The 24,947-nt window shown below is 67.5% G+C and carries 24 protein-coding genes and 1 pseudogene; 19 read left to right on the forward strand and 6 right to left on the reverse strand.

Features of this window, described 5'->3' with window-relative positions:
* Window positions 1-245 precede the first annotated feature (245 nt).
* From ACQY4T_RS16635 to ACQY4T_RS16705, 15 genes and pseudogenes are all read left to right on the forward strand, one after another.
* On the forward strand, window positions 246-383 hold the full coding sequence (locus ACQY4T_RS16635; RefSeq protein WP_428532784.1) for a hypothetical protein: 138 nt from the start codon (window positions 246-248) through the stop codon (window positions 381-383).
* Between the two features lie 402 nt (window positions 384-785).
* A pseudogene (locus ACQY4T_RS16640) lies at window positions 786-1,478 on the forward strand (PrpF domain-containing protein); the annotation flags it as partial.
* A 112-nt stretch (window positions 1,479-1,590) separates the two neighbouring features.
* Window positions 1,591-1,938, forward strand: coding sequence for a PrpF domain-containing protein (locus ACQY4T_RS16645; RefSeq protein ID WP_428542941.1), 348 nt, complete (start codon window positions 1,591-1,593; stop codon window positions 1,936-1,938).
* Between the two features lie 143 nt (window positions 1,939-2,081).
* Window positions 2,082-3,584, forward strand: a complete 1,503-nt coding sequence (gene glgA, locus ACQY4T_RS16650; RefSeq protein ID WP_428532787.1) for a glycogen synthase GlgA — start codon at window positions 2,082-2,084, stop codon at window positions 3,582-3,584.
* A 297-nt stretch (window positions 3,585-3,881) separates the two neighbouring features.
* The gene (locus ACQY4T_RS16655) at window positions 3,882-6,386 is read left to right on the forward strand and encodes a circularly permuted type 2 ATP-grasp protein (RefSeq protein WP_428532790.1); all 2,505 of its coding nucleotides are present in this window, start codon (window positions 3,882-3,884) and stop codon (window positions 6,384-6,386) included.
* A 20-nt stretch (window positions 6,387-6,406) separates the two neighbouring features.
* Window positions 6,407-6,796: a hypothetical protein gene (locus ACQY4T_RS16660; protein ID WP_428532793.1), complete on the forward strand. Its 390-nt coding sequence runs from the start codon at window positions 6,407-6,409 to the stop codon at window positions 6,794-6,796.
* A 122-nt stretch (window positions 6,797-6,918) separates the two neighbouring features.
* Window positions 6,919-8,319 carry a dihydrolipoyl dehydrogenase family protein gene (locus ACQY4T_RS16665; protein ID WP_428532796.1) on the forward strand — a complete coding sequence of 467 codons (1,401 nt, stop codon included), beginning with the start codon at window positions 6,919-6,921 and terminating at the stop codon, window positions 8,317-8,319.
* A gap of 167 nt (window positions 8,320-8,486) precedes the next feature.
* Window positions 8,487-9,371, forward strand: coding sequence for a transglutaminase family protein (locus tag ACQY4T_RS16670; RefSeq protein WP_428532799.1), 885 nt, complete (start codon window positions 8,487-8,489; stop codon window positions 9,369-9,371).
* A 79-nt stretch (window positions 9,372-9,450) separates the two neighbouring features.
* Window positions 9,451-10,326: a transglutaminase family protein gene (locus tag ACQY4T_RS16675; RefSeq protein WP_428532802.1), complete on the forward strand. Its 876-nt coding sequence runs from the start codon at window positions 9,451-9,453 to the stop codon at window positions 10,324-10,326.
* 164 nt (window positions 10,327-10,490) lie between these two features.
* On the forward strand, window positions 10,491-10,712 hold the full coding sequence (locus tag ACQY4T_RS16680; RefSeq protein ID WP_428532805.1) for a hypothetical protein: 222 nt from the start codon (window positions 10,491-10,493) through the stop codon (window positions 10,710-10,712).
* A gap of 652 nt (window positions 10,713-11,364) precedes the next feature.
* Window positions 11,365-12,213, forward strand: coding sequence for an alpha/beta hydrolase (locus ACQY4T_RS16685; RefSeq protein ID WP_428532808.1), 849 nt, complete (start codon window positions 11,365-11,367; stop codon window positions 12,211-12,213).
* Between the two features lie 74 nt (window positions 12,214-12,287).
* Entirely contained in the window at window positions 12,288-13,868 is a 1,581-nt protein-coding gene (locus ACQY4T_RS16690; protein WP_428532810.1) for an ABC transporter substrate-binding protein, read from the forward strand.
* Window positions 13,869-13,889: 21 nt separating this feature from the next.
* Window positions 13,890-14,678: a class I SAM-dependent methyltransferase gene (locus ACQY4T_RS16695; protein ID WP_428532813.1), complete on the forward strand. Its 789-nt coding sequence runs from the start codon at window positions 13,890-13,892 to the stop codon at window positions 14,676-14,678.
* A complete protein-coding gene (locus ACQY4T_RS16700) occupies window positions 14,675-15,934 on the forward strand; it encodes an NAD(P)/FAD-dependent oxidoreductase (RefSeq protein WP_428532816.1) in 1,260 nt (419 codons plus the stop codon). Before ACQY4T_RS16695 ends, ACQY4T_RS16700 begins: the two co-directional genes overlap by 4 nt.
* Before the next feature lie 183 nt (window positions 15,935-16,117).
* A complete protein-coding gene (locus tag ACQY4T_RS16705; RefSeq protein WP_428532819.1) occupies window positions 16,118-16,246 on the forward strand; it encodes a hypothetical protein in 129 nt (42 codons plus the stop codon).
* A 317-nt stretch (window positions 16,247-16,563) separates the two neighbouring features.
* On the opposite strand, the gene ACQY4T_RS16710 is transcribed toward ACQY4T_RS16705, so the two are convergent.
* Together ACQY4T_RS16710 and ACQY4T_RS16715 are read right to left on the reverse strand one after the other, a co-directional pair.
* Window positions 16,564-16,740, reverse strand: a complete 177-nt coding sequence (locus ACQY4T_RS16710; RefSeq protein WP_428532822.1) for a DUF3309 family protein — start codon at window positions 16,738-16,740, stop codon at window positions 16,564-16,566.
* A gap of 322 nt (window positions 16,741-17,062) precedes the next feature.
* Window positions 17,063-17,665, reverse strand: coding sequence for a pyridoxamine 5'-phosphate oxidase family protein (locus tag ACQY4T_RS16715; protein ID WP_428532825.1), 603 nt, complete (start codon window positions 17,663-17,665; stop codon window positions 17,063-17,065).
* Between the two features lie 447 nt (window positions 17,666-18,112).
* Between ACQY4T_RS16715 and ACQY4T_RS16720 the strand changes: the two genes are divergently transcribed.
* Window positions 18,113-19,564, forward strand: a complete 1,452-nt coding sequence (locus tag ACQY4T_RS16720) for an MFS transporter (RefSeq protein WP_428532832.1) — start codon at window positions 18,113-18,115, stop codon at window positions 19,562-19,564.
* Window positions 19,565-19,721: 157 nt separating this feature from the next.
* On the opposite strand, the gene ACQY4T_RS16725 is transcribed toward ACQY4T_RS16720, so the two are convergent.
* Window positions 19,722-20,456 (reverse strand): hypothetical protein, encoded by a 735-nt coding sequence (locus tag ACQY4T_RS16725; protein ID WP_428532835.1) that lies wholly within the window; start codon window positions 20,454-20,456, stop codon window positions 19,722-19,724.
* A 157-nt stretch (window positions 20,457-20,613) separates the two neighbouring features.
* Here ACQY4T_RS16725 and ACQY4T_RS16730 point away from each other — a divergent pair, with 157 nt between their 5' ends.
* Together ACQY4T_RS16730 and ACQY4T_RS16735 are read left to right on the forward strand one after the other, a co-directional pair.
* Entirely contained in the window at window positions 20,614-20,880 is a 267-nt protein-coding gene (locus ACQY4T_RS16730; RefSeq protein ID WP_428532838.1) for a hypothetical protein, read from the forward strand.
* 204 nt (window positions 20,881-21,084) lie between these two features.
* Window positions 21,085-21,642, forward strand: coding sequence for a chloramphenicol phosphotransferase CPT family protein (locus ACQY4T_RS16735; RefSeq protein ID WP_428532841.1), 558 nt, complete (start codon window positions 21,085-21,087; stop codon window positions 21,640-21,642).
* Window positions 21,643-21,919: 277 nt separating this feature from the next.
* On the opposite strand, the gene ACQY4T_RS16740 is transcribed toward ACQY4T_RS16735, so the two are convergent.
* From ACQY4T_RS16740 to ACQY4T_RS16750, 3 genes are all read right to left on the reverse strand, one after another.
* Window positions 21,920-23,275 (reverse strand): cytochrome P450, encoded by a 1,356-nt coding sequence (locus ACQY4T_RS16740; RefSeq protein ID WP_428532844.1) that lies wholly within the window; start codon window positions 23,273-23,275, stop codon window positions 21,920-21,922.
* A 38-nt stretch (window positions 23,276-23,313) separates the two neighbouring features.
* Window positions 23,314-23,793: a thioesterase family protein gene (locus ACQY4T_RS16745; RefSeq protein WP_428532847.1), complete on the reverse strand. Its 480-nt coding sequence runs from the start codon at window positions 23,791-23,793 to the stop codon at window positions 23,314-23,316.
* 240 nt (window positions 23,794-24,033) lie between these two features.
* Window positions 24,034-24,336, reverse strand: a complete 303-nt coding sequence (locus ACQY4T_RS16750; protein WP_428532850.1) for a hypothetical protein — start codon at window positions 24,334-24,336, stop codon at window positions 24,034-24,036.
* A gap of 359 nt (window positions 24,337-24,695) precedes the next feature.
* Between ACQY4T_RS16750 and ACQY4T_RS16755 the strand changes: the two genes are divergently transcribed.
* Complete coding sequence (locus tag ACQY4T_RS16755) at window positions 24,696-24,860, forward strand: hypothetical protein (protein WP_428532853.1); 165 nt, start codon at window positions 24,696-24,698, stop codon at window positions 24,858-24,860.
* Window positions 24,861-24,947: the final 87 nt, after the last annotated feature.

A 24,947-nucleotide genomic window follows, 5' to 3' on the forward strand; every position in this document is an offset into this window, starting at 1 on the left:
GTTGACTGGCTCAACTCGGTTGTGCGCCTATCCAAGGCATCGCTGGACGAGCCAGGGCACGGCTTGACGGGGTGCCTGGTCTAGGCCCCTGCGACCCGCGCCCAGCATGATCCCGGACCGAGCGTTGGCCGCAAAACTGTCAGGGAACTCTTTGTCTATACGGCCATTATTACCTGGTTATACGGCATGGCCCGGTCGACATGCCGCTACTTGGCGCACGACGCTTGCTCAACGGATACAATCAAATGCGCCTCATCACGACCGAGCTCCGCGTCTTGGCTGCAGGTCTTCTGGATTGGCACTCATGCCTGCTGTCCAAACTGGTGCTGCTGCTTGGTATTGCCTACCTGTTCGTGCCCTTGGATCTTATCCATAAACTGTAGATGTTGCAGCAGCCCCGAACGCGCCGCGTGTCGCAATCTTTCGTTCCGGTCATCGAGATACCTGTCGCGGGCAGGCTTCGGCAGGACAAGGCGCATCCGCAATACTTTTGTCCGTTATCTGCGCCACGACTTCGGCTACGGCGACCCGGATGAAGCATCCAAACGGCCGGCAGATCAGCCCGATTGTCATCACCCCTCCGGTCATATCGCGAAGCGGAATGAGGTGGCAATCAGCCCTGACCGCTGGGGGTGAACTACCATCCACTAGGCGCGCGACAACTCACAGCCTGTGCATTCCGCCAGGGACTGCTACATTGGCGCCGCACCCGGTTCAGGAGCCCCGCCATGCCGCTGCTCGCCCTTCCCGCCGTGTTCATGCGCGGCGGCACCAGCCGAGCGGTGATGTTCCACGCCAGGGACCTGCCGGAGCGGGTAGCGTGGGACCCGATTTTCCTCGCCGCGATGGGCAGCCCCGACCCGAACGGGCGGCAGTTGGACGGCATGGGCGGCGGCATCTCCTCGCTGTCGAAGATCTGCATCCTGGCCGCATCCGATCGTGCCGACGCCGACATCGACTACACCTTCGCCCAGGTCCAGATCCGCGAAGCGGCGGTCGATTACCGAGCCAACTGCGGCAACATGTCGTCCGCCGTCGGCCCGTTCGCGGTCGATGAGGGGCTGGTGCAAACCACCGGCGATACAGCCGTGGTGCGGATCTTCAATACCAACACCGGCAAGATCATCCGCTCGACGTTTCCGCTGCGCAACGGACGCGCCGCCATGGACGGCGACCTGGCGATCCCCGGCGTCGCCGGCACCGGCGCGCCGATCCGCCTCGACTTCCTCTCGCCGGGCGGTTCGCTGACCGGACGCCTGCTGCCGACCGGCAACGTCCGCGACTGGCTGGAACTGCCCGGCCTGGGCTCGATCGAGGTGTCCATCGTCGACGCCGCCAAGCCGTGCGTCCTGCTGCGCGCCCGCGACCTCGGCCTGAGCGGGACCGAGTTGCCCGACTGGCTCGACGCCAACCCCGCCTTGCTCGGCCGCCTAGAGGCCATCCGCCGCGCCGCCGCACTGGCCATCGGCCTGGCCGCCACGCCTGAGCAAGCCGCCGCCAGCCGCGCCACCCCAGGCATCGGCTTCGTCGCCCCCCCCGGCCCAGGCGATCACGCTGGCGGGCGACACCATCCAGCCCCAAGCGGTCGACCTGACCGCTCGGTTCATCTCCAACGGACAGCCGCACCGCGCCCTGCCGGTGACCTCGGCGCTGTGCACCGCCGTCGCCGCTCGGATCAGCGGCACCGTGGTGGCCGAGGCGCTGCAAGCCGACCCCGGCGGATCGCTGCGCGTCGGCATGCCGTCCGGCATCCTGACCGTCGGCGCCGACGTGACGCGCGATTCGACCGGCGCCTGGACCGCCCATGGCGGTGCGTTCTATCGCACCGCGCGGCGCCTGTTCGACGGCCGTATCTACGTCCCGCACTCAGATCGATCCATGGCCGCGCCAATCGCTCGCCGGCGTTCCGAATCCGGCCAGTTCAGAACAACGCGATAACGGAACTGTGCGTTGGCGCAATTGCCGGCAAAACCGATCTTTCTCGCTGCGGCTTCGTTGACATCGGGCACGCCGTGCTGACCCCGTAAGCCACGATCGGTTCGCGCGCATGGATCATCTGGGTTCGGAAGGTCTTCGGTCTGGTGCCTGCCATCAAAGCGCTCTTCGTCACCAGCGAGCTCGCCGGTCTCGCCAAGGCTGGCGGGCTGGGCGACGTCTCCGCCGGCCTGCCGCTGGCACTGCGCCAGCGCGGCATCGATATCCGGCTGCTGATGCCGGCCTACCAGGACGTCATCGCCAAGCTTGGCTCGATCGACTGGCTGGACGAGTTGCCGGGCCGTGGCGGCATCCCGCCGGCGCGCATCGGCCAGACCCGCCTGCCCGACGGGATGACGCTCTATCTGGTCGCCGCGCCGGCGCTGTTCGACCGCCGCGGCACGCCGTACTGCACGCCCGAGGGCGCCGACTGGGGCGACAACCACCTGCGCTTCGCCCGCCTGTCGCTGGCCGCCGCCGACATCGCCGCCGGCCGCGGCGGCCTGGGCTGGACGCCCGACATCGTCCACGCCAATGACTGGCCGGGCGGCCTGGCCCCGGCCTACATGCGCTGGGACGGCACCAAGACCCCCACCGTCCTCACCATCCACAACATCGCCTACCAGGGCAATTTCGACGCCAGCCAGCGCCACACCCTGGCGATCCCGGACGCCGCGTTCGACATCAACGGCGTCGAATTCCACGGCCGCGTCTCGTTCCTCAAGGCCGGCGGCTTCTATGCCAGCCACGTCACCACCGTCAGCCCGACCTACGCCAGCGAGATCACCACCGAAACCCAGGGCGCCGGGTTGCACGGCCTGATGGAGACCCGAGCCGCGCGGGGCCAGTTGTCGGGGATTGTCAACGGCATCGACGCAAGCTGGGACCCCGGCAGCGACCCGCATCTGCCGCATCATTTCGACCCCGACGACCTGGGCGGCAAGCACGCCAACGCCGACGCCGTGCGCACCGGCCTGTGCCTGCGCCCATCGGAGGGCCCGCTGTTCGGCATCGTCTCCCGCCTGGTGCACCAGAAGGGTCTCGACCTGGTCGCCGAGGCCGCCAACGACATCGTCGACAACGGCGGCCAGATCGTCGTGCTCGGCCTCGGCGACCCCGAGATCGAGCACATGCTCAACCGCACCTCGCGCCGCCACCGCGACGATATCGGCGTGCTGATCGGCTTCAACGAACCAATGGCGCGCCGCATCGTCGCCGCCAGCGACTTCACCCTGATGCCGTCGCGCTTCGAGCCGTGCGGGCTGACCCAGATGCAGGCGCAGCGCTACGGCGCGCTGCCGATCGCCCATGCCACCGGCGGCCTGGCCGACACCATCGACGACGGCACCACCGGCTTCCTGTTCGCCACGCCGTCCTCCGATGCGCTGATGGCGGCCTGCCGCCGTGCCTTCAATGCCTTCGACAACCAGGGCCAGTTCGACGACATGCGCCGCGCCGCCATGGCGCGCTGCTTCAGCTGGGCCGGCGCGGCGGCGCAGTATGAGGCGCTGTATCGACGCCTCGTGCCATCCAGCCTCACCGCCCGGTCGCAGCCGAACCGGCGACGCCCGGCCGCGCCGGTCAGCGACGCGCTGGAACCGGCCGCCTGACGCCTGACGCCGCCACCGCCGCGGGGGCGCCTGACACCTGACGCCACCACCGCCGCGGGCTCCCTGACGCCTGACGCCGCCACCGCCGCGGGGCCGCCTTACGGCTGACGCCGCCACTGCCGCGCACGCCCTCGCCGAAGCCGGCCAGCCAAGCGCAATCAAGGGCGCAACATCCTGGACACCGTGTAACCCGCGTGGCAGGGTGTCCGCCTCGATCCGTCAAAAGGAATAAAGCGTGCGTGCCCGCAACGGTTTGGCGGCACTCCCAGGCCAGCCCGTCCAGCCCGGCGGCGCGGCGTGACCGGTGACAGCTCGCTCGATGAAATGGCCGACGGAACCGGCCACGCCAAGCCGCACTGGCGCTCCTTGCTGTCCACCATGTTCGCGCTCGGCCACGAAACCCTGGCAAGTCGTGTGCGCCTGCTCGATCAGGTCTTCGCCGAGGAAGGCATCACCGCCATCCTGCCCGGCGAGCGCGCGGTCAACTGGCGCTGCGATCCGATCCCGCTGGTGATCTCCGCCGCCGAGTTCGCCGCGCTGCAGACCGGCCTGGCGCAGCGCGCGCAACTGATGGAACTGATCCTGGCCGACCTCTACGGCCCGCGCACCCTGCTGGCCGACGGTCTGTTGCCGCCCGACCTGGTCTACGGCAACCCCGCCTTCCTGCGCCCCTGCACCGTCGATGGCCGCCGCCGCGACCGCTATCTGTCGTTCTACGCCGCCGACATGCTGCGCGGGCCGGACGGTGCCTGGCGGGTGCTGGCCGATCGCACCGGCCAGGCCCAAGGCCTCGCCTACGCGCTGGAAAACCGCCGCATCCTGTCCCGCGTGGTGCCGGAACTGTTCGCCTCGCAGCCGATCCGGCCGCTACGCCAGTACCAGGAGATCACCAGCGACGCGCTGCAGGCGCTCGCCCCGGATGACGACGCCGGCGTCGCCCTGCTCAGCGCCGGCCACTCCGACCCGCTGTGGTTCGAGCACGTGCTGCTGTCGCGCGAGTATTCCATCGCCCTGGTCGAAGCCGGCGACCTTACGCTGCGCAACGGCAAGCTCTACCTGAAGACGCTGCGCGGGCTGCAGCGCATCGGCGTGCTGCTGCGCCGCCAGCAGGGCCACCGCGTCGATAGCCTGGAACTCGCCGCCGGCGCCGGCGTGCCCGGGCTGCTGGATGCCATCCGCGGCGGTTCGATCCGTATGGTCAACGATCCCGGATCGGCGCTGACCGAGGCGCCCAGCCTGGCCGCCTTCCTGCCGGCCCTGGCCCGCCGCCTTTTGGGCGAAGACCTCCGCCTCGCCAGCCAGGCAACGCTGTGGCTGGGCGAGGGCGCCATGGTGCGTACCGTGCTGCGCGACCTGGAAGGCTGGATCATCCGCAAAGCCACCGACGGCGAAGCCGCGCCGGTGGTGCCGATGATGCTGTCGGAGGCCGACCGCGCCGAACTCGCCGCCCGCATCGAGGCCGATCCGGCGATGTATGCCGCCTCGGTCGCGCCGACCCCTTCGGTCGCGCCCTGCGCCGGCGCACATGGACTGGAGGCCAAACCGATCGCCTTGCGCATGTTCATGACCTTCGACGGCACTCGCTGGCGCGCGTTTCCCGGCGGCCTGGCCCGCGCGCTGTCGGAGGAAGACGCGTTGGCCGGGCGGTTGCCCCGCACCGCGCTGTCGAAGGATGTCTGGGTGATGCAGGACGAGGCCAGCCCGGTGCAGGGCGCGTTGGCGCTGCTGACCCCGACCCTGGCGATCAGGCGCACCGCCGGCGACCTGCCGTCACGCGTCGCCGACAACTTCTACTGGCTGGGCCGCTATCTGGAACGCCTGGAAGAGGCCGCCCGGCTGCAGCGCGCGATCATCGTCCGCATGCTGCGCCCGTCGGCCACTGCGCGCGAGGTCGCCGAGATCCGCATCCTGGCCGCCAGCCTGGGCAAGATCAAGATGATCGACGCCGAGGATGTCTCCGTGCTGGGGCCCGGCATCCTGGGCGCCGGACCCTTGGGCACCGCGGTGCTGCGCGCGTTCCGCCACAACGGCGGCATGCACGGCGTGCTGGGCCACGTCGCCCGCCAGGTGGACCAGTTGCGCGACCGCCTGACCGGGGAAATGCACGCGGTGCTGACCCGGTCGCTGCGCGTCATGGGGCAGAACATCCGACGCCTGCCGGCCGACCATGACGCCGGTGCGCTGGAATACGCCGCCGGGCTGACCACCGAGATCCTGGAATTCGCCGCCACCGTCGCCGGGCTGGCGGCCGAGAACATGGTGCGCGGCGGCGGCCGGCTGTTCCTCGACTTCGGCAAGCGCATGGAACGCGCCCAGTCGGTCGCCGGCGAGTTGGCGCAGGTGCTGGACCAACCCGGCGCGCTGACCCAGCCGGGCCGCATCGAAGCCGGCTTGCGCCTGGCGCTGGAGCTGCGCGACTCGGTCATTACCTACCGAGCGCGGTATTTGGCGGTGCTGCAGCCGGCACCGGCGCTGGATCTGATCCTGTCCGACGAGGCCAATCCGCGCGGCCTCGCCTTCCAACTGGTCGCCGCCCGCGACCTGCTGCGCGAGATCGTCGAGGACGGCGATTCGCTGCTGACGGCGATGGACCCGCTGCTGCAGGAGACCCGCGATATCGTGCAGGAGGTGCTGCGCTCGGCCGATCAGACCGTCAGCAGCGCTGGCCTGCCGCCGCGGCTGCGCAAGCTGGACCAGGCGATCGGCGCCGTCGCCGACCGGGTTTCGCGCCGCTACTTCACGCTGCTGCCGATCGCGCGCAGCTTGGGGGTGGAAAGCGACCTGCTGCGCGGTGCGGCGTGAATACCTGGCATGGACCGGCGATGATGAAGTTTATTCTGCTGCTGTGCTTGACGACCACATGGCTTGGCGGCTGCGCCGCCGACAAGATGCGTAGCTACATCGGTCAGGACATCCGAGCGGTGGAGCTGGATCATGGACCGCCGAGCAATCAGATCGATTTGGGCGATGGAACGCGGGCCTATCAGTGGACCAAGGTCTCGGTCGACAGCACGCCGGTTTCGGCGGTCAGCACCACCGACAAGGACCGCAAGGGCCGCAAGACCACGCAGACCCAGTTCATCGGCGGCGACCAGAGCGTGACCCGCTGCGTCTATACTTTCATCACCACGCGCAACGCCCGCGGCGACGGCTGGGTGGTCACCGCGATCCGCGAACCGTCGTTCGATTGCGCCATCGGCGGCCTGAGCTAGACCAGACCAGCGGCAAGTGAAACGTCAGTCCATCGCCCGACTGGCCGTGGATTGACCAATATCCGACCCGCTTGCGACACGCTGAACCCCGATCGACCGAGTTCAACACCACGGAGATCACCATGTCAGCCACGGACCACTACCACCTGCTCGTGCTTGGCTCCGGCGAGGGCGGCAAGTATCTCGCCTGGCACATCGCGCGTTCGGGTCGCCGCGCCGCCGTCATCGAGCGCAAGCTGATCGGCGGTTCATGCCCGAACACCAATTGCCTGCCCAGCAAGAATGAAATCTGGAGCGCCAAGGTGTCCGACCTGGTGCACCATGCCGACCGCTTCGGCCTGAGCACCGGGCCGGTCAGCGTGGACATGGCGAAGGTACTGGCGCGCAAGCGCGACATGGTTGACGGCCTGATCGACATGCATCTCGGCCTGTTCAAATCCAGCGGCGCCGAATTGATCATGGGTTCGGGCCGGCTGGTCGGCGCGAAGACCATCGAGGTCAGCCTGAACGACGGTGGCACCCGCGTGCTGAGCGCCGACCGGGTGGTGCTCAATGTCGGCTCGCGCGCCGCCATTCCCGACATTCCGGGTCTCGCCGAGGGGGCGCCGCTGACCAACATCGAGGCGCTAGAACTCGACCGCGTGCCCGACCGGCTGGTCGTCATCGGCGGCGGTTATGTCGGGCTGGAAATGGCCCAGGCGTTCCGCCGCTTCGGCGCCGCGGTGAGCATCGTCGAACCGGGCCCGCAACTGGCCGCGCGCGAAGACCCCGACGTCGGCGCCGCACTGCAGGAGATGCTGCGCGAGGAAGCCATCGACATCCATCTCGACACCGCGGTGCAGTCGGTGCGGGGCCGCTCCGGCGAGGCCGTCACGCTGCAGGTGCGCGGGTCGCGGGGCGATCAGACGATCCAGGGCAGCGATATCCTGGTGGCCACCGGGCGCATCCCCAACACGCACGGCATCGGTCTCGACCTGGCCGGCGTGGCGCTGGACGCGCGCGGCTATATCGCGGTCAACGACCGGCTGGAAACCAGCGCGCCCGAGGTCTGGGCGATCGGCGACTGTGCCGGCAGCCCGCAGTTCACCCACGTGTCGTTCGACGATTTCCGCACCATCCGGGGTAACCTGGCGGGCGGCAATCTCAGCACCAGCGGGCGGCTGGTGCCATACTGCATGTACACCGAACCGCCGCTCGCGCGCGTCGGCCTGAGCAAAGCCGAGGCCGCGCGCCAGGGCATCGCGGTCCGCATAGCGCGGTTGCCGATCGTGGCCGTGCTGCGCTCGCGCACCATCTCGGAAACCCGCGGTTTCATGCAGGCGGTGGTCGATGTCGCAAGCGATCGCATCCTCGGCTTCACCATGTTCGGCGCCGAGGCCGGTGAGGTGATGGCGGTGGTGCAGACCGCGATGCTGGCGGGCATGCCCTACACCGGCCTGCGCGACGCCATCATCGCCCACCCGACGATGGCCGAGGGGCTTGGTGCGCTGTTCGCCAATGTCCCGGGTCGCAAAGCAGCGTGAGACGCCGAGCGCCCACGATTCGGCATGTATTGGATACTCAAACAAGAAGCGACGTATCGCGCTGCCCTGATGCGCGATCCTGGCGCCCCCTGCGCAACGCTTGCCGCGTCGTCCACCGACCCGCCACGGCACAAGACAACGCCGCCGCCACCCGCTAAACACTGCGCATGCGCTACCGCGTCCAGCACATCACACGATACGCCTACGGCAGCCCGGTCGAGCTTGCCGCGCACATGGTCCATCTGCGGCCGCGGCCGCGCCCGTGGCAGACGGTCGTTTCCGATCATATCACTACAGAACCGAAACCGGCGCGCCGCCGTGATGGGCTGGACCATTTCGGCAATTCCGTCACCTGGCTGTTCCTCGATTTGCCGCACGCCGACTTCAAGGTGACCGCGGACTCCGTGGTCGAGGTCAACTGCCCGCCGCCCCCCGCCGCCAGCGCCACGCTGCCGTGGGAGGACGTGGTTCAAGCCAGCCGCAGCAACGATGGCTGGCAGGCCGTGGAGTTTCAGTTCAGTACCGCGATGACCCCGCCCGATCCCGGCTGCCGCGACTATGTCAGCCAGTCGTTCACCCGACATCGCCCGGTGCTGGATGCCCTGCTCGAGCTGAACAGCCGGTTCTACAACGAATTCCGATTCCGCTCCGGCGTCACCACGATCTCCACCCCGGTGTCGCAGGTGATCGCCCGGCGCGAAGGCGTCTGCCAGGATTTTTCCCATGCCATGATCAGCGGGCTACGCGGCATCGGCATTCCGGCGCGCTATACCTCGGGCTACATCCGCACCAAACCGCCGCCGGGTCAGGCCAAGCGCCAGGGCGCCGACCAGTCGCACGCCTGGGTGGGATGCTGGCTGGGCCCGCGGCACGGCTGGGTCGACCTCGATCCGACCAACGGCATCGTGGTCAAGGACGAGCACGTGCTGCTGGGCTGGGGCCGCGATTTCAGCGACGTCAGCCCGGTGCGCGGCGTGATCCTGGGCGGCGGCGATCATGTCGTGCGGGTCGCCGTCGATCTGGAGCCGGCGGACGATCGGGCCGTGGGATGACTGCCGTGCAAACCGGTCGCGGCCAAACCTGTCAGCCGCGGACTTGTCAGCCGCGGACTTGTCAGACCGGGCATCGCCGATGCCGACCCTGACCGTCACCCACACGACCACCTACCGCTACGCCGTTCCGGTGCGCTTCGGCGAACACCGGATGATGATGCGCCCACGCGACAGCCACGATCTGCGGCTGTTGGAAACCGCGCTGATCGTACGCCCCAGCGCGACCACGCGGTGGATCCATGACGTCTTCAGCAACTCCGTCGCCATTGTCCGCTTCAGCGAACCGGCCGCCCTGCTGCACGTCGAATCACGGTTCCGCGCCGAACACTATCCGCTGGCGGAAAGCGCGATCGAACTCGAGCCGTACGCCCGCCAGCACCCGTTCAGCTATGACGCCGAGGAGGTCGCCGACATCGCACGGACCATCGAACGGCACTACCCCGACCCGCACCACCTGGTCGATGCCTGGGCTCGCGGCTTCGCGGACCAGACCCAAGGTCGCGCGACGATGGGGATCCTGGCCGCGATGACGCGGGCGATCCAGGCCGAGTTCACCTACAATCTGCGCGACGAGACCGGCACCCAGGACCCGGTGACCACGCTCAACACCCGAGCCGGCACCTGCCGCGACTACGCGCTGCTGATGATGGAGGCGGCGCGCAGCCTGGGCTTCGCCGCGCGCTTCGTGTCCGGCTATCTGTATGACGAAGCCATGCTCGGCGGCGGCGCGGGCAGCCTGGTTGGCGGCGGCACCACCCACGCCTGGCTGCAGGTCTACCTGCCCGGCGCGGGCTGGGTGAGCTTCGACCCGACCAATGGCCTGATCAGCGACCGCAACCTGATCCGTGTCGCCGTCACTCGCGACCCGTCGCAGGCGGTGCCGCTGAACGGCAGCTTCGTGGGCAAGCCGTCGGACTGCCTCGGCATGGACGTGCGGGTGGAGATCCGAGCGTAGGGTTTGTCGCATGGTTGAAGCGAGGCGAAGGTTTCGCCATCGCGATCACGCGGCCATGCTGCGGGGGCGCCTCAATGATGCCGATCGCAGGGCGGCGGCTGAACTTCTCATGAGGACGGTCTGCGTCTGATGCAAAGCTGCTCCGCCTGCGCCATATAGTCTCCATGACAACCTATACAATCGTTCCGACTACGGATGGCACGGGCTTCCATATCGGTGTGGCGGGCAGCAATGGCGCTCGGCAGACCATGCTGGGGTTCAGCTCGAAGGAAGAGGCCGAGGCCTGGATCACGCAGGACAAGCGGCTGAACGGCGAAGTCGCGGACCAGCAGCCGCAGCAGCAGAGCGTGTCGCAGCAGGGTTCGGCGCAGCAGACGTCGGCTTAGCCGGTCCGGATTCGGTCTGTCAGGATGGTCGGCGCGCTGGGCGCGCGTGCAGCCGGCGCATCCGCTCCAGGCAAGCCCGGCAGGTCACATGTTCGGCGGGCGGTTCAGCCCAGCCGGATGCCGCTCCGGGTTCGGTCGCACACAGCGCCATCCGGCAATGTGGGGTGACCGCGTGATACGCAACGCGGCGGCCGGCCGCCGAGACGGGTCCATCCTTGCGCAACGCCACGAATGTCCGACCCGAATCGAAAATGCTCGCCTCCCCGGATTGTCGCCGGCGATGTTGCTAAGCCATTAACGCCGGGTCAGGAAGGGTCTTCACCAAGGTCATGGCGTTTGGATTTTCTGTCGGGGCTATGCGCAGGACGCGGCGTGACCACGAGAAGCGGAGTTGAACCGCGGATGCGCGCAGATCGCAGTCACGCTGAACACTGGGTGCGAAGACTTTGCTTATGTTTCCGCATCCGTGGTTCTAGTCCTAGCATTCTGCGTTTGAAGCAAATGCAATTGCCTGGGGTCTTTTCCAAGACACCTTGCGACCCACGCGATCCGGCTTACGATGCCGCGTGATCGAACCCCGACCGATAAAGCACCGCCACTCGACCCAACCGCCGCGTGCCTCGATCGGCACGGGCGGGCTCCGGTTGCGGCGATGATCGATCTGTCACCCCTGGTGGCCGCGCCGGGCGCGTCCTCCCTGCCCTATTCCGACCCGGCCTTCGCTGGTCGGCCGCTGGTGTTGCATGCCGCGCGTCCACGCCAGTGGCATCCTGCCACGCCGGTGTTGCTGGTGCATCACGGCGTGGGACGCAACGGCCGCGACTATCGCGACTACTGGCTGCGCCACGTCGATGCCGCCAACCTGCTGGCGATCGCGATCGAGTTCCCGGAGGCCAGCTTTCCGCAATACCTGTGCTACAATTTCGGCAACCTGCACGCCGCCGGCGGCATGGCCAATCCACGCCGGCAATGGACCTTCGGCATCGGCACCAGGCTGTTCGAGCAACTGCGCGAGCAGGGCATCACCAGCACCGATCGTTACGGCTTGTTCGGCCACTCGGCCGGCGGCCAGTTCGTGCATCGCATGCTGTCGTTCGGTTATCGCGACCGTATCGCGGTCGCGGTCAGCGCCAATGCCGGCACCTATGCGATGCCCGACCTGAGCACAGCCTGGCCGTGGGGCCTCGGCGTCACCGAGGTCAGCACCACCGACCTGCGCGCGTTGCTGGCCTTCCCGCTCACCATCATGGCCGGCACCGAGGACACCAAGACTACCGGGCGGTTCTTTCCCGGCGGTCCGAAGTCGATGCGGCAAGGGCCGACCCGGCATGCCCGCGCCCATGCCTATCTGCGCAGCGGACAGCAGGCCGCCGCCAGGCTGAGCGTGGCCCTGGCCTGGCGGCTGGTCGATGTGCCCGATGTCGGCCATGACGGACGCCTTATGTCGGACGCCGCGGCGCCGCTGATCGCCGATGCGCTGGGCCGGGACGCGGACCGCTGAGTCAACACGCCGCTTGGACTGCGAGCGGTTTGCGGCCTAGTCTGTAATCTTAAAAATCATCGGGGGCCCAGCGCATGAAGCGACGCAGCGTACTGAAGTCGGCGGCGGCGATCTCCGCCAGTCTCGCCGCGCCGCGGGTCGGGCGCGCTGACGCGGCCAAGCCGGTGATGTTCGTGCCGCACGCCGACCTGGCCTCGATCGACCCGGTGTGGACCACCGCCGACATCACCCGCAACTACTCGCTGGCGGTGTTCGACACGCTGTACGGCTACGACGCGCAGTTCCAGGTGCAGCCGCAGATGGTCGAGGGGCAGAAGACCGAGGACGACGGCAAGACCTGGGAACTGACCTTGCGCGACGGCCTGGCGTTCCACGACGGCCAGAAGGTGCTGGCGCGCGACTGCGTCGCCACCATCAAGCGGTTCTGCGTGCGCAACCCGTTCGGCCAGGCGCTGATGAAGCGGGTCGCCGAGGTCACGGCACCATCCGACACGGTGATCCGCTTCCGCCTGAAGCAGCCGTTCCCGCTGCTGCCGAACGCGCTGGCCGAAGTGTATTGCGCGATCATGCCGCAGCGCCTGGCCGAGACCGACCCGATGAAGCAGATCCCCGAGGCGATCGGCAGCGGCCCGTTCAAGTTCCTCGCCGACCAGCGCATCCCGGGCTCGCGCGTGGTGTTCGCCAAGAACCAGGCTTACGTGCCGCGCAAGTCGGGCACCGCCAGCTTCAACGCCGGGCCGAAGATCGTCCATGTCGATCGCGTGGTGTGGAACTTCATTCCCGACCCGGCCACCGCGTCGGCGGCGTTGCAGCAGGGGGAGGTGGACTGGTGGGAAAACCCCAGCCTCGATCTGATTCCGCAGATCCAGACCTACAAGGACGTCACCCTGGTGGTGAAGGATCGCACCGGCGAGATGGGCTGCCTGCGCTTCAACCAGTTGTTTCCCCCGTTCGACAACCCGGCGATCCGCCGCGTCGTGGTCGAGGCGATCGACCAGAAAGAGGTGATGGAGGCGGTCGCTGGCGCCGCACCGTCACTGTACAAGACCGATGTCGGCCTGTTCGTGCCCGGCACGCCAATGGCCAGCAGCAACGGCGTCGAGGTCACGCGCGGTCCGAAGGACTATGCCAAGCTGAAGCAGGACCTGGCCGCCGCCGGCTACCACGGCGAGAAGATCGTGGTGCTGGCCGCCACCACCATCCCGACGATCTGGGCGGAGGCGCAGGTCGCCGCCGACACCCTGACCAAGATCGGTTTCAACGTCGATCTGCAGTCGATGGAATGGGGTTCGGTGGTGCAGCGCCGGGCCAGCCGCGAGCCGCCCGCCAAGGGCGGCTGGAACATCTTCTTCACCTGGCTGGGCGGCTTCGGCAACATCTCGCCGGCGCCGAACATCGCGATCCGCGGCAATGGCGCGGCGGCCTGGTTCGGGTGGCCGACCAACGACAAGATCGAGACACTGTACAGTCAGTGGTTCGACGCGCCCGATCCGGCTGCGCAACAGAAGATCTGCGAGGCGATGCAGGCTGCGTTCTGGCAGGACCCGACCTATGCGCCACTTGGGATGTATGACCAGCCGACCGCGTTCCACAAATACATGCAGGATGTACCGGAAGGCTGGCCGCAGTTCTATGGCTTGAAGAAAGCCATCTAGTCACGGGTGATACTATCGGACATGAGCGCAGCCGATCCCAGGCTCGAGGCCCTCGACCGCTATCTGGCGCCGATCCTGCTTGGGCCGTTCGCCGACGACATGGCGCGGCGATTGTCGCGCATCAGCATGGGTCCGCTGCTGGAGCTCAGCGCCGATGCCGGCGTGCTGACGCGTGCGGCCGCATCCACCTTGTCGGCCGGCATGACCATCATCGCCACCGATCCCGACCCGCTGATGGTGGCGCACGCCTCGGGGCGGCCAGGGGTGGCGCGGGTCACCTGGCAGCAGGCCGATCCCGCCGCGCTGCCGTTCGCCGATGCGACGTTCGGGATTGTCGCCTGCCATTTCGGTGTCGTTACCATGCCGGATCGCCCAAGTGCGTTCCTGGAGGCCAGGCGGGTGATGAAGCCGGGTGCGCGGTTCGTGTTCAGCCTGCCGGCGCATATCCGCCACAACCCGGTGGCCGACTGCCTGCAGGACGCGATGACCGAACGCTTCCCGGCCGACCCGCCGGGCTTCCTGGGCAGCGTGCTGCATGGCTATACCGACAACGACCGGGTCGATGACGACCTGACCGAGGCCGGCTTCACCGATGCGATCTATACCTCGGTGGAGCTGCCGTTCGTTGCCGCCTCGGCGGATGACGCGGCGCTGGGCTACTGTCTGGGCACCGGGTTGCGTGGCGAACTCGAGGCTCGCGGCGATGTCGCGGCGGCTGTCGCGTTCGCTGCCGAGGCGCTGCGCCGGCGGTTCGGTGACGGCGCGATCGAGAGCACGATGCGGGCGCATGTGGTCTCCGCCGCCGGATGAGCCGGGTGGTGGTGATCGGCGGCGGGGTGGTCGGGCTGGCCTGCGCCATCGAGTTGCTGGGTGACGGGCACGCGGTGAGCGTGCTCGAGCCTGGCGTCCTGGGTGGCGAGCAGGCGGCCAGTTACGGTAACGGCACGCTGCTCAATCCGAGTTCGGTGATCCCGATGTCGGCGCCGGGGCTGTGGAAGAAGCTGCCCGGATACCTGACCGACCCACTGGGTCCGCTGACTATCCGCTGGTCGTATTTACCTCGGATGTTGCCCTGGCTGCGGCGCTTCCTGGCTGCCGGGTCGACCGCGGCCAAGGTCGCCGCCACCGCTGCCGCGCTGCGGCCGTTACTGGCCGACGCACCGGCGCTGCACCGCAGGCTTGCCGAACAGGCCGGGGTCGGCGCGTTGATCGGACGCGGCGGCGTGCTGTTCGCGTTCCCTGATCGCGCCGCGTTCGAGGCCGAGGCGCTGGCCTGGTCGGTGCGCCGCGACAACGGCGTGACATGGCTGGAGCTGGACCAGGACGAACTGCGCCAGCGCGAGCCTTCGTTGGATCGGCACTACCGCTTTGGGGTGCTGGTCGAGGATAACGGCCAATGCCGCGATCCGGGTGCCTATGTCGCGGCGTTGGCCGAACACGTCACCGCGCTGGGTGGGCGGATCGTGCGCGGCGCGGCGAGCGGGCTGCGGATCGAGGCCGGGCGGCTGCGCGCGGTGCGTACCGGCGGCGGCGAGGTTGGCTGCGACCAGGCGGTGCTCGCCGCCGGTGCGTTCTCCAAGCCGCTGGCGTTGGCGGCGGGCGACCGTGTGCTGCTGGAAACCGAGCGCGGTTATCACGTGGTGATCAGCGATCCGGGGGTGGCGCCGCGCTATCCGGTGATGCCGAGCGACGGGAAGATGGCCTGTGTGATGACGCCGGGCGGGTTGCGGCTGGCCGGACAGGTAGAGCTGGCGGGGCTGCGGGCGGCGCCCGATTGGCGGCGGGCCGAGGTGCTGCTGGCGTTCGCTCGCCGCGTCTATCCTGGGCTGCCGGCGGACCTGCCCGCCGAACGGGTGAAGCTGTGGATGGGGCATCGGCCGTCGACGCCGGATGGGTTGCCGGTGCTGGGGCGGGCGTCGGGCTGCGCCGACGTGGTGTACGCGTTCGGGCATGGCCATGTCGGGCTGACCGCGGCGGCGATGACCGGCAAGCTGGTGGCCGACCTGGTGGCTGGGCGTTCGCCGCCGTTCGACCTGGCGCCGTATGCGGCGGCGCGGTTTCGTTGAACGAGGGAGGTTGTGCGCCGGGGTGGCGGGTGCGGGCGTAGCTGCGCGCGGCGAGCGCTGGTCCATTTCATCGTAAGGAGCATAAATCTCATCGTTTTGGTCGGTATTATTTCGGCGCGGCGCGAGGCCACATGTCGGTCCATCGAAGCCGGACATTCCGCCCGACCAGACTGGAGAAATCCGATGAAGAACCTTATCCTCGCTGCCTTTGCTGCCCTGAGCCTTGGGGCGGCGGTGGTGCCGGCCTATGCTGCCAGTACGGTTCCGGGAACGGCGTCGGCCACGGAGATGCAGCGGCTTGGCCAGTTGTAAATCGCGGACGATCTTGGAATGGCGCGGAGGCCGGGTCATCCCCGGCCTTTCTGCTGTTTGGGGTGTGACATCGTTTGCGGCGTGAAAGGTTTGCGGCGTGACATCCGGGGGGCGATCGCCATGCGGCGTTGGCGGCGGGGCGGAGCCTTGGCATGACCGGTGGGACGCTGTGGGCGCGAGGCCACGAATTCGCCGGCGATGGCTGGAGCGCTTTCAGGGTGACCGTCAACGGTCTGTTTGAGCGAGCAACTTTATCAGCCTGACTTTCCGGTCAGGCTGATGTCGCTCTATTCCAGGCCGGTGGTTGGTCCGGGGGATCAGCGATAGGTTCCGCCTCCGAGTCCGCCAAACAGGAACATGACGACGAGAATGATGACCAGCAAACCTAGGATGCCGCCTAGTCCTCCGCCGCCGTAATAGCCGCGCCGGTGGCCGTAGAAGCCGCCGCCGCCGAACAGCAGGACCAGGACGATAACGATCAAAATCAGTGACATCGGCTACATCTCCGTCTGTGGGTCTGGTGGCGCTCGCCTTGGCGTTGGGCTGTGTAGCCGTTGGCTTCGATCGCTTCGCCTGGGCTGGTCGGTTGGGGCTGGTTGGTTTGGGTTTGGTCGGTTTGGGGTTGGTCGGTTGGGGTTGGTCGGTTTGGATTTGGTCGGTTTGGCTTGCGCGATGTTGGCGGGCGACGACTCGGCAGTCTGGGACACTACAGCAGGACGGCGCCGGGCAAAATCTCCACCAGCGTAACAATCGTGCGAGTGGGCGCCATGCGGCCGTTGGTCAGGCGTGGGGGCGGGTCGGAGCGCCGGGCGCGATCTATTCGCCGCGGTGCGGGTCGTTCTGGGGCAGGATTTGCTTGATATAATCCCGGCTTTTCCATTCCGGCGCGGGCGGATCGTAGCCGGGGCGCGGCAGATAGCCGGACAATCGTCCGCCCTGAAGGTCGTGCACCGCGCGCGGGCAATTGGAGAACAGCTCGCATTCGACGCGCACCACGAGCTTCGCCGCGTGGTGGCGGCCCAGGGTGTCGGCATCGTGCCGGAGGGCGGCTCGGCCATTGATGCGGATGCGCGCGGTGATGCCGTCGAATTTCACGAACAGCAGTCCGACGTTGGGGTTTCGGCTGATATTGCCGAGCGTGCGGTACATCGAGTTGCCGTCGTATTCGGGGAACTCGATGGAGCCGGGGGCGACGATCTTGACGAAGCCGGGCATGCCGGAGCGCATGCTGCAATCGCTGTAGTCGCCGAACGACGTGGCGATGAAGAAGAATGGGGCGGCCTCGATCATGGCGCGGTCCGCGTCCCAGAAATCGTAGCGCCTTCGGTGCTGAGCCAGTCGGTCGGCGACGCGGCGGCCATCGAAGCGGTCCTGTAACGCGCGCATTCCGTCGTGATAGAACGGCCTTGATTCGGTCATTGCCGGTCTCCCCGCGGATCGGGTGTAGCGTAGCACGTGGCGGCGCCGGTTGTGGCATGATGGTATCGGCATTGCGAGCCGTGGGTTGTGGGGCCAAGCCAGGTGATGACACGGGCGCGCATCACACGGGTGGGGGCACACGGTCGGTAGGACTTGCGCGGTGAGGCGGGCCGGGCAACGGGCGACGGGACATGGGTCGGCGATGAGACGCGGGTGGTCAGGGTAGCCGCATTTGGATTCTCTGTAAGGGCAATTCGTCGGACGCGGTTTGACCAGGAGAAAGCGGTTCGGAACCGCAGATGCACACCGATGCACGCCGATAGGCGTTTGGCTGAAGACCGGGTGCAAAGACCTTGCAGATCGTTTTCGCATCCGTGGTTCCAGCATCGTGCGGTTGAGGCAAATGCAATTGCCCGGTGCGGGTGCCGGGTGGTGCTTGACAGCGATATGACGACCGTCATGGTCGATCGACATTGGGTGGAGTTTGGCGTGGGACCTAGGGTGATGGCTCGGCTGTTGGCCGGGCGGCTGCACTATGCGTGGGTGGTAGTGGGGCTGATGTTTGTCGTGATCCTCGCCTCGGTCGGGGTGCGGGCGACGCCTGGCGTGCTGATCGTGCCGCTGCAGCGGGCGTTTGGGTGGAACACGGCGGTGATCTCGGGGGCGGTGTCGCTGAACCTGCTGCTGTTCGGGCTGGTCGGGCCGTTCGCCGCGGCGCTGATCCAGGTGATCGGGCTGAAGCGAACGGTGCTGTGCTCGATGCTGCTGCTGGTCCTGGGGTCCGGGCTGAGCGCGTTCGTGTCCGAGATCTGGCAGTTGTATCTGACCTGGGGGGTGCTGGTTGGGCTGGGATCGGGGGCCGGCATGGTGGGGCTGGCGACGGCGATCGCCAACCGCTGGTTCGTGCGCCGGCGCGGCCTGGTGGTGGGGCTGCTGACGGCGAGCAATGCGTCCGGGCAACTGGTGTTCCTGCCGCTGCTGGCGGGTCTGGTGGTGTCGCATGGCTGGCACATCGTGCCGTTGGTGGTGGCCGGGGTGATCCTGGCGTTGATCCCGGTGGTGCTGCTGATGCTGCCGGAGAGTCCGGCCTCGATCGGGCTTGGGCCGTTCGGATCGGACGAGGTGGTGGCTCCGCCGGTAGGATCGGCGGGGTCGCCGGCGCGGTTGGGGGCGTTCGAATCGGACGAGGTGGTGGGTCCGCCGGTGCGATCGGCGGGGTCGTCGGCGCAGTTCGGATCGGACGAGGTGTTGGCTCCGGCGGGGTCGCCGGCGCGGTTGGGGGCGTTCGGCATCGCGATCGCGGGTTTGCTGCGGGGCGTCCGGTCGATCGATTTCTGGTTGCTGTTCATCAGTTTCTCGGTGTGCGGGTTTTCCACCAACGGATTGGTGGCGACGCATCTGATTCCGTTCTGCGTGGATCATGGCATTGCCGAGGTCAGCGCGGCGGGGCTGCTGGCGGCGATGGGGGTGTTCGACCTGTTCGGCACCACGATCTCGGGCTATCTGACCGACCGCTTCGACCCTCGGATCCTGTTGTTCTGGTATTATGGGCTGCGCGGGCTTTCGCTGGTGGTGCTGCCGTTCACCGATTTCGACGTGGTCAGCCTGGCGATCTTTGCGGCGTTCTATGGGCTGGACTGGGTGGCGACGGTGCCACCGACGGTGGCTCTGACCAACGAGGTGTTCGGCAGGGACGACGCGCCGGTGATCGTGTCGTGGATCGTGGCGGGGCATCAGATCGGCGGGGCGTTGGCGGCGTTGGGGGCGGGGGAGACGCGTTATCTGACCGGTAGCTATGTGCCGGCGTTCCTGGCCAGCGGCGTCGCCTGCCTGATGGCGGCGCTGCTGGTGCTGCGGATCGCCCAGGGCGGCAGGGCGGTTGCGGTGGCGGCGGGGTAAGCGGTCCGGTGGGTCAGGCTGAGGGTGGGTCAGGCTGAGGGTGGGTCGGGCTGAGGGTGGGTCGGGCTGAGGGTGGGCCGGGCTGAGGGTGGGCCGGGCTGAGGGTGGGCCGGGCTGAGGGTGGGCCGGGCTGAAGGTCGGTCAGGCTGACGGTGGGTCAGGCTGACGGTGGGTCAGGCTGACGGGGCCCGGGCTGGGTCGATGGCGGGACGGCTGCCGATTGTGCGGCAATCGCTGCGTTGCGGCGGAGGTTCTCGGTGATGATCTGCGCCGCGTGACGCTGCCGCGCGGAGCGTGTCCAGGGCAGGCCTCTGCCGCTGTCCCGCGGCGTTTGGTGCGGCGGCTGGATTGACGGCGGCGTGTCGGCGGCCGGGGTTGGCGCGGTGGTTTCGCGGGCGGCGGGGATTTCGAGGCCCGCGGGAGGTTCGGGGCTGAGCGGGGCTTTGGCCGCCGCTTCTGGGGTGATTGAGGCGGCCGGGTCCTGGGACAGCCGGGCGTCGACGGCCGAGCCGGGGCTGGGCGGGAGGTCGGCAACGGCTGGCGGGGCGTGCGAGGCTTCGGCGCGGGCTGTTGTCACTTGATCGAGCTTGCGGCGGGCCTTGTGGCCCTCGCGGCTGAGATTGACCGCGCCGGCGCGCAATCGCAGCTTCTGGTTCAACGACAGGTCGGGCGCGGCGGACTCACTGAGCGCTTCAAGCGCGTGGAAGCTAAAGCTGACGATGTCGGCGGCGAGTTCAAGTTCGGCGTCGGTCCTTGTGCCGTAGGAAGCGAGCAGGCAGGCGGCGGCGTGGCGGGCGGCAACCGGGTCGCCGTTGGTGGCGACGAGGAAATGGCGGGCGAGGTGGCCGAGGACGGTGTCGAGGATGGCGGTGGTGTTGGTTGGCGGCGACATCGGGCCTCGGTTCGGGTTGCGGTTGCGGGGTGTCGGTCGTTGCTTGAACAATATGTGAACGTTGGTCGAATTGCAAGACTTCTTTCCCAAGGCATTCGCGTCTACGCGTGAGATTTGCAAAGTGAGGCACGCCCCGGCCTTGTCTGTGTTGTAGGAAATGACCATCATTTCGGGGATGATTGACCTCGCTACCTACCGGCTGGAGGCTTACGAAAAGCGGGCAGATGCGGCGGATGCGCGGATGCAGCATATTGAGGCGTTGCTGACCGATATCCGCCTTGAGCTCGCGAAAAAGCCGTCGTCCAACGCCATCTGGGGTATCCTCGCCACAATGGCCTTCATCGCTTTCGCGATCGTGGCGATGTTCGTCGGCGTATTGACGTACCTGTTGACGTACCTGCAGGCGTTCCAACTGCCGCACTGAGCCGGCTCGGCCGCTCAACCGGAGGCCGCGATGGGTGCGAGCGAACCCGGCTGTTTCCGACGAGATGCCGCAGGTCGGCATTTTTGTCGCCCGCTACTTCGCAGTGGAACGAACTGGCGCTGACGCTCGAGCTGATGCCCAGGTGGCTTGCCGCCTTGAAACGTCCAGCGGCTGCTCGGCGCATTTCGAAGGCAAGGGATGGCGATGGCGCAAGTTCAGGTAATCATTCTCAATGGCGTCGGCAGCGTAGGCAAGAGTTCGACCGCTCGGGCGCTGCAGACGATCGTTGTCAGACCGTTTCTGCATGTTGCGATGGACGCGTTCATCGACATGCTGCCCGCTTCCATGTTGGGCCACCCGGACGGCTTGATGCTGGAGGCGATCGAGGGGCAGGAGAAGCGGTCGGTCAGTGTCCGATCGGGGCCGGTGGTGGAGCGGGCGATGCGGGGCATGCGTCTGGCGGTGGCGGCGATGGCCGCGGCGGGGAACAACCTGATCGTCGATGAGGTGATGATCGGTCTGGACAAGGCGCGCGAGTACCGTTCGCTGCTGGGTCGGTTCGAGGTTCGCTTTGTCGGTCTGTTCGCAGCGCTGGAGGTGGTGGAAGCGAGGGAGCGCGGGCGCGGCGACCGGCAGTTGGGTTTGGCGCGCTGGCAATATGATCGTGTTCATCGCGAGATGGTTTACGATTTGACAATCGAGGCTGGCCGGACGACGCCGCTGGAGCACGCCGAGAAGATCCGCGATGCGTTTGGTCTTTGAGTTGTCGCGGTTGGGTTGCCGCGCGGTTGGTTCGGTCAGGGCGGCAAGTCGTGGGTAACCTGGCCGCGCCCGGTCATGACGCGGGGGTCGTGGGTGGCGAGTTCGAGCCCGGTCATGACACGGGGCGTCGTGAGTGACCGGGCGGGGGGTTGTGGGTGGCCGGGCTTGCCCCGGTCATGACGTGGGGGGTTGTGGGTGGCTGGGCCGCGCCCGGTCATCACGCGGGGGTCGTGGGTTGCGGGGTCGCGTCAGTCATGATGCGGTAGGCGGGGCTGGTTCAGGTGCGCGGTGTCAGGCGGATCCTCGCCGGGTGATCCGGTTGGGTCGTCACGATGCCGACCGGCAGGACCGGGCGGGTGTCGGTTCGGGTGAAGCGGAACCGGGCGGTGAGCGCGGCGAGCACCAGGACCGCCTCGGTCATCGCGAACTGGGCGCCGACGCAGATCCTTGGTCCGGCGCCGAACGGCAGGAAGGCGAAGCGTGGCGGCGGTGGCTGATCCGGCATGAACCGGGCCGGGCAGAAGGACGCTGGATCGCGCCACAGGCCGTGGTGTCGGTGCAGCACCCAGGGTGCGATCATCAACAGGGTTCGCGGCGGCAGTTCGAGCTCGCCGATGCGGTCGTGGCCGATGGCTTCTCGCACGATGGTGAAGGCGGGGGGGAACAGGCGCAGCGTCTCGTTCACCACCGCGCGGGTGCGGTTTAGCGTGGCGACCGCTTCGTAGGCCGTCTCGGGTTCGATCGTGGTGGCGGCGGTCTCTTGGGCCAGCCATTGCTGTTCGTCTGGCGCCTCGGCCAGCATGATCAGGGCCCAGAACAGGGTGACCGCGGTGGTTTCGTGTCCCGCGAGGATCAGCGTGGCGATCTGGTCGCGCAGTTGCGCGGGCGAGAAACCGGCTCCGGTTTCGGGGTCGCGGGCGGCGCGCAGCAGATCGAACAGGTCGCGTGGCAGCTCCGGTTGCGGGGTTGCCAGGCGGGCGCTCAGCATGGTCTCGATCAATGCCATCCAGCGTTTGTTGAAGCGGGCGCGGCCGATATCGGCGGGTGTCGGGATGGCGGGCGGCAGCAGCATGTCGAGCAAGCGCGGCCGGGCATGGCGGTCGCCGAATTCGGTCAGTAGCCGCCGCATTGGCGGGCCGTACTGATCCATTTCCAGCGAGAACATCGAGCGCCCGGCGATGTCCAACGCCAGGGTCTGCATGGTGGCCAGCAGGTCGATCGGTTGGCTGGCCTGCGCGTCCAGCCGGGCGAGGGCGGCGTTGGTCACGGTGGCGATATGGCGGCCCAGCATCGGCATCACCCGCGGGGTCAGCGCCGGGGCGACGGTGCGGCGCTGGAACTTCCAGTCCTCGCCTTCGGCCAGCAGCAGGCCGGCGCCGGTGATTGGTCGCAGGATGCGGATCGAGGCGGGTGAACGGCGATAGTTCGCCGGATTGCCGACCAGGACGTGGTGGATCGCGTCGGGTGCGTTCAGCAGTGCGTTGGTGCGACCCATGAAGCGGCGCACCGTGCTGTCCTGGCGATAGGCATCGCGCGGCCAGATCGTCAGGGTATTGCTGCGGATCGCGCGCAGGAAGGCGCGCAGCGGCAGCGGCGCCTCGGGTGGGTCGGGTACGGGAGGACGCAGGGGCATCGACTGGGTATATGGGTGTTCGGGCCGGGCGCGCCCATTCACCGATTGGGCAGCGCGATCCTGCGGCCGGCGCCGGTCGGCGGCGTGGCGGGGGCGTATTCGCTGACCGCTCGTTGCAGGGCGGCGTATTGGTCGGAGGGGAATGGCGTCACCCGACGGATCGTCAGGTCGATGTGCAGTGCCATCAGTTCCTGCACCGCCGAGCGGTCGCCGCTTTCGGCGTGGAACATTTCGTGTAAGTAATGGAGGCGTTTGGTGTCGGCGCCGAGCAGCCAGGTGCGCACCAGGAGGCGGTCGCCGAGGTGGACCTCGCGTTCATAGAGCGTGTGGGTTTCGGCGGTGAAGCAGGAATTGCCCGAGGCCTGGCGGTAGCCGTCGCCGATATCCAGCGTGCGGTACAGGGCGTCGGTGGCGTAATCGAACACCACGACGTAGTAGGCAAGGTTCATATGGCCGTTGGAGTCGATCCACTCCGGGCGGACCTGGTCGTGGTGTTCGACGATGGGCCGGCTGATCAAGCGGGGGGCCTTTGGTGGTTGTGCCTTGGTGGTTGTGCCATGGGGCAGCCTGTTGGCGTGGGCGGTATCGGTCAAGCCGCGACAGCGGGCTTCAGCTTGCTGTTGGTCACGCCGGATTGCCTGTGTGGCGATATCCATGCGTGGCGATGTGCCGGGTCGCCTGCTGGCGTCGCGTTGGACCCGGCGCTCGCGTTCGGTGGCCGGCGGGGTTTGGGGCGGGCGCGGTGCGCGGCGCGGCTGTTATTCGCGAAACGGGATCAGGATTTCGAGCACTTCGGACATGGCGTCGAACAGCATGGTGCGCCCGTTTGCCGGCTGCACGAAGATGCCGTCGCAAGAGCGCCACAGCATCCAGCGGCGGAACGCGCAATTGTTTTCGTAGAGCGCCAGGAGTTCCTCGTATTCCTCGCCTTCGGCGCAGACGTCGAGTTCGATGGCCATGCGCAGGCCGTGGAATTCGGTCCAGGCCTGGAGCATGAGCAGATCGGGAATATCGAATGCGGTGCCGGTCGGCAGTCGAGCCGAGCTACGCGGTATTTGCATTGGGATCCTCCTCAACGGCGGCCGGGGCCCGGCCTGGTCACAGATATGTGATCAGTGAACTCACATTCCCGTGAGCTTGCAACTACTTTTTGAAGAAAGAAATAGTATCATAATGATTTTCCGTTTTGTCATGAGGCGATGCGTCATGTGCTACTGACAACGGTTTGATTTGTGGCAAATAAGCTACAATTTTTGATGCGGTAATGCATAGTTTATGATTGCATATTTATTGCGTCACATTGTTCCCTCTAGTTCACGGAATCTGGAGGTCGGCGGATTCGATTCGCTCGCGCCGTTTTGATTCCGATTGGCCATGCATCACCAGCCTGTTATCGAAGACTCCGACAAAGGAGCAATCGATGCGGCAAATTCCGGCCATCACCCGGTCCAGGCCCCCGACCGGAGCACAGGCGAAACTCGCCACCTGCGATCAGGAGCGCATGATGCGTGGCCTGATCCATGGCGTGATCCTGTCGCTCGCGGTCTGGGTGACTGCCGGATATGTCACGTTCGTGCTGCGGTGAGCGGTGCTGCCGACCCGCTGTGTTAGCTGACTGGTCGCGCGCGGGAAGCTGCCGATTGGCGGCTTCGTCCTGGCGGCTTCCCGGCCC

This window comes from Rhodopila sp., from assembly GCF_965277825.1.
Lineage (GTDB): Bacteria > Pseudomonadota > Alphaproteobacteria > Acetobacterales > Acetobacteraceae > Rhodopila.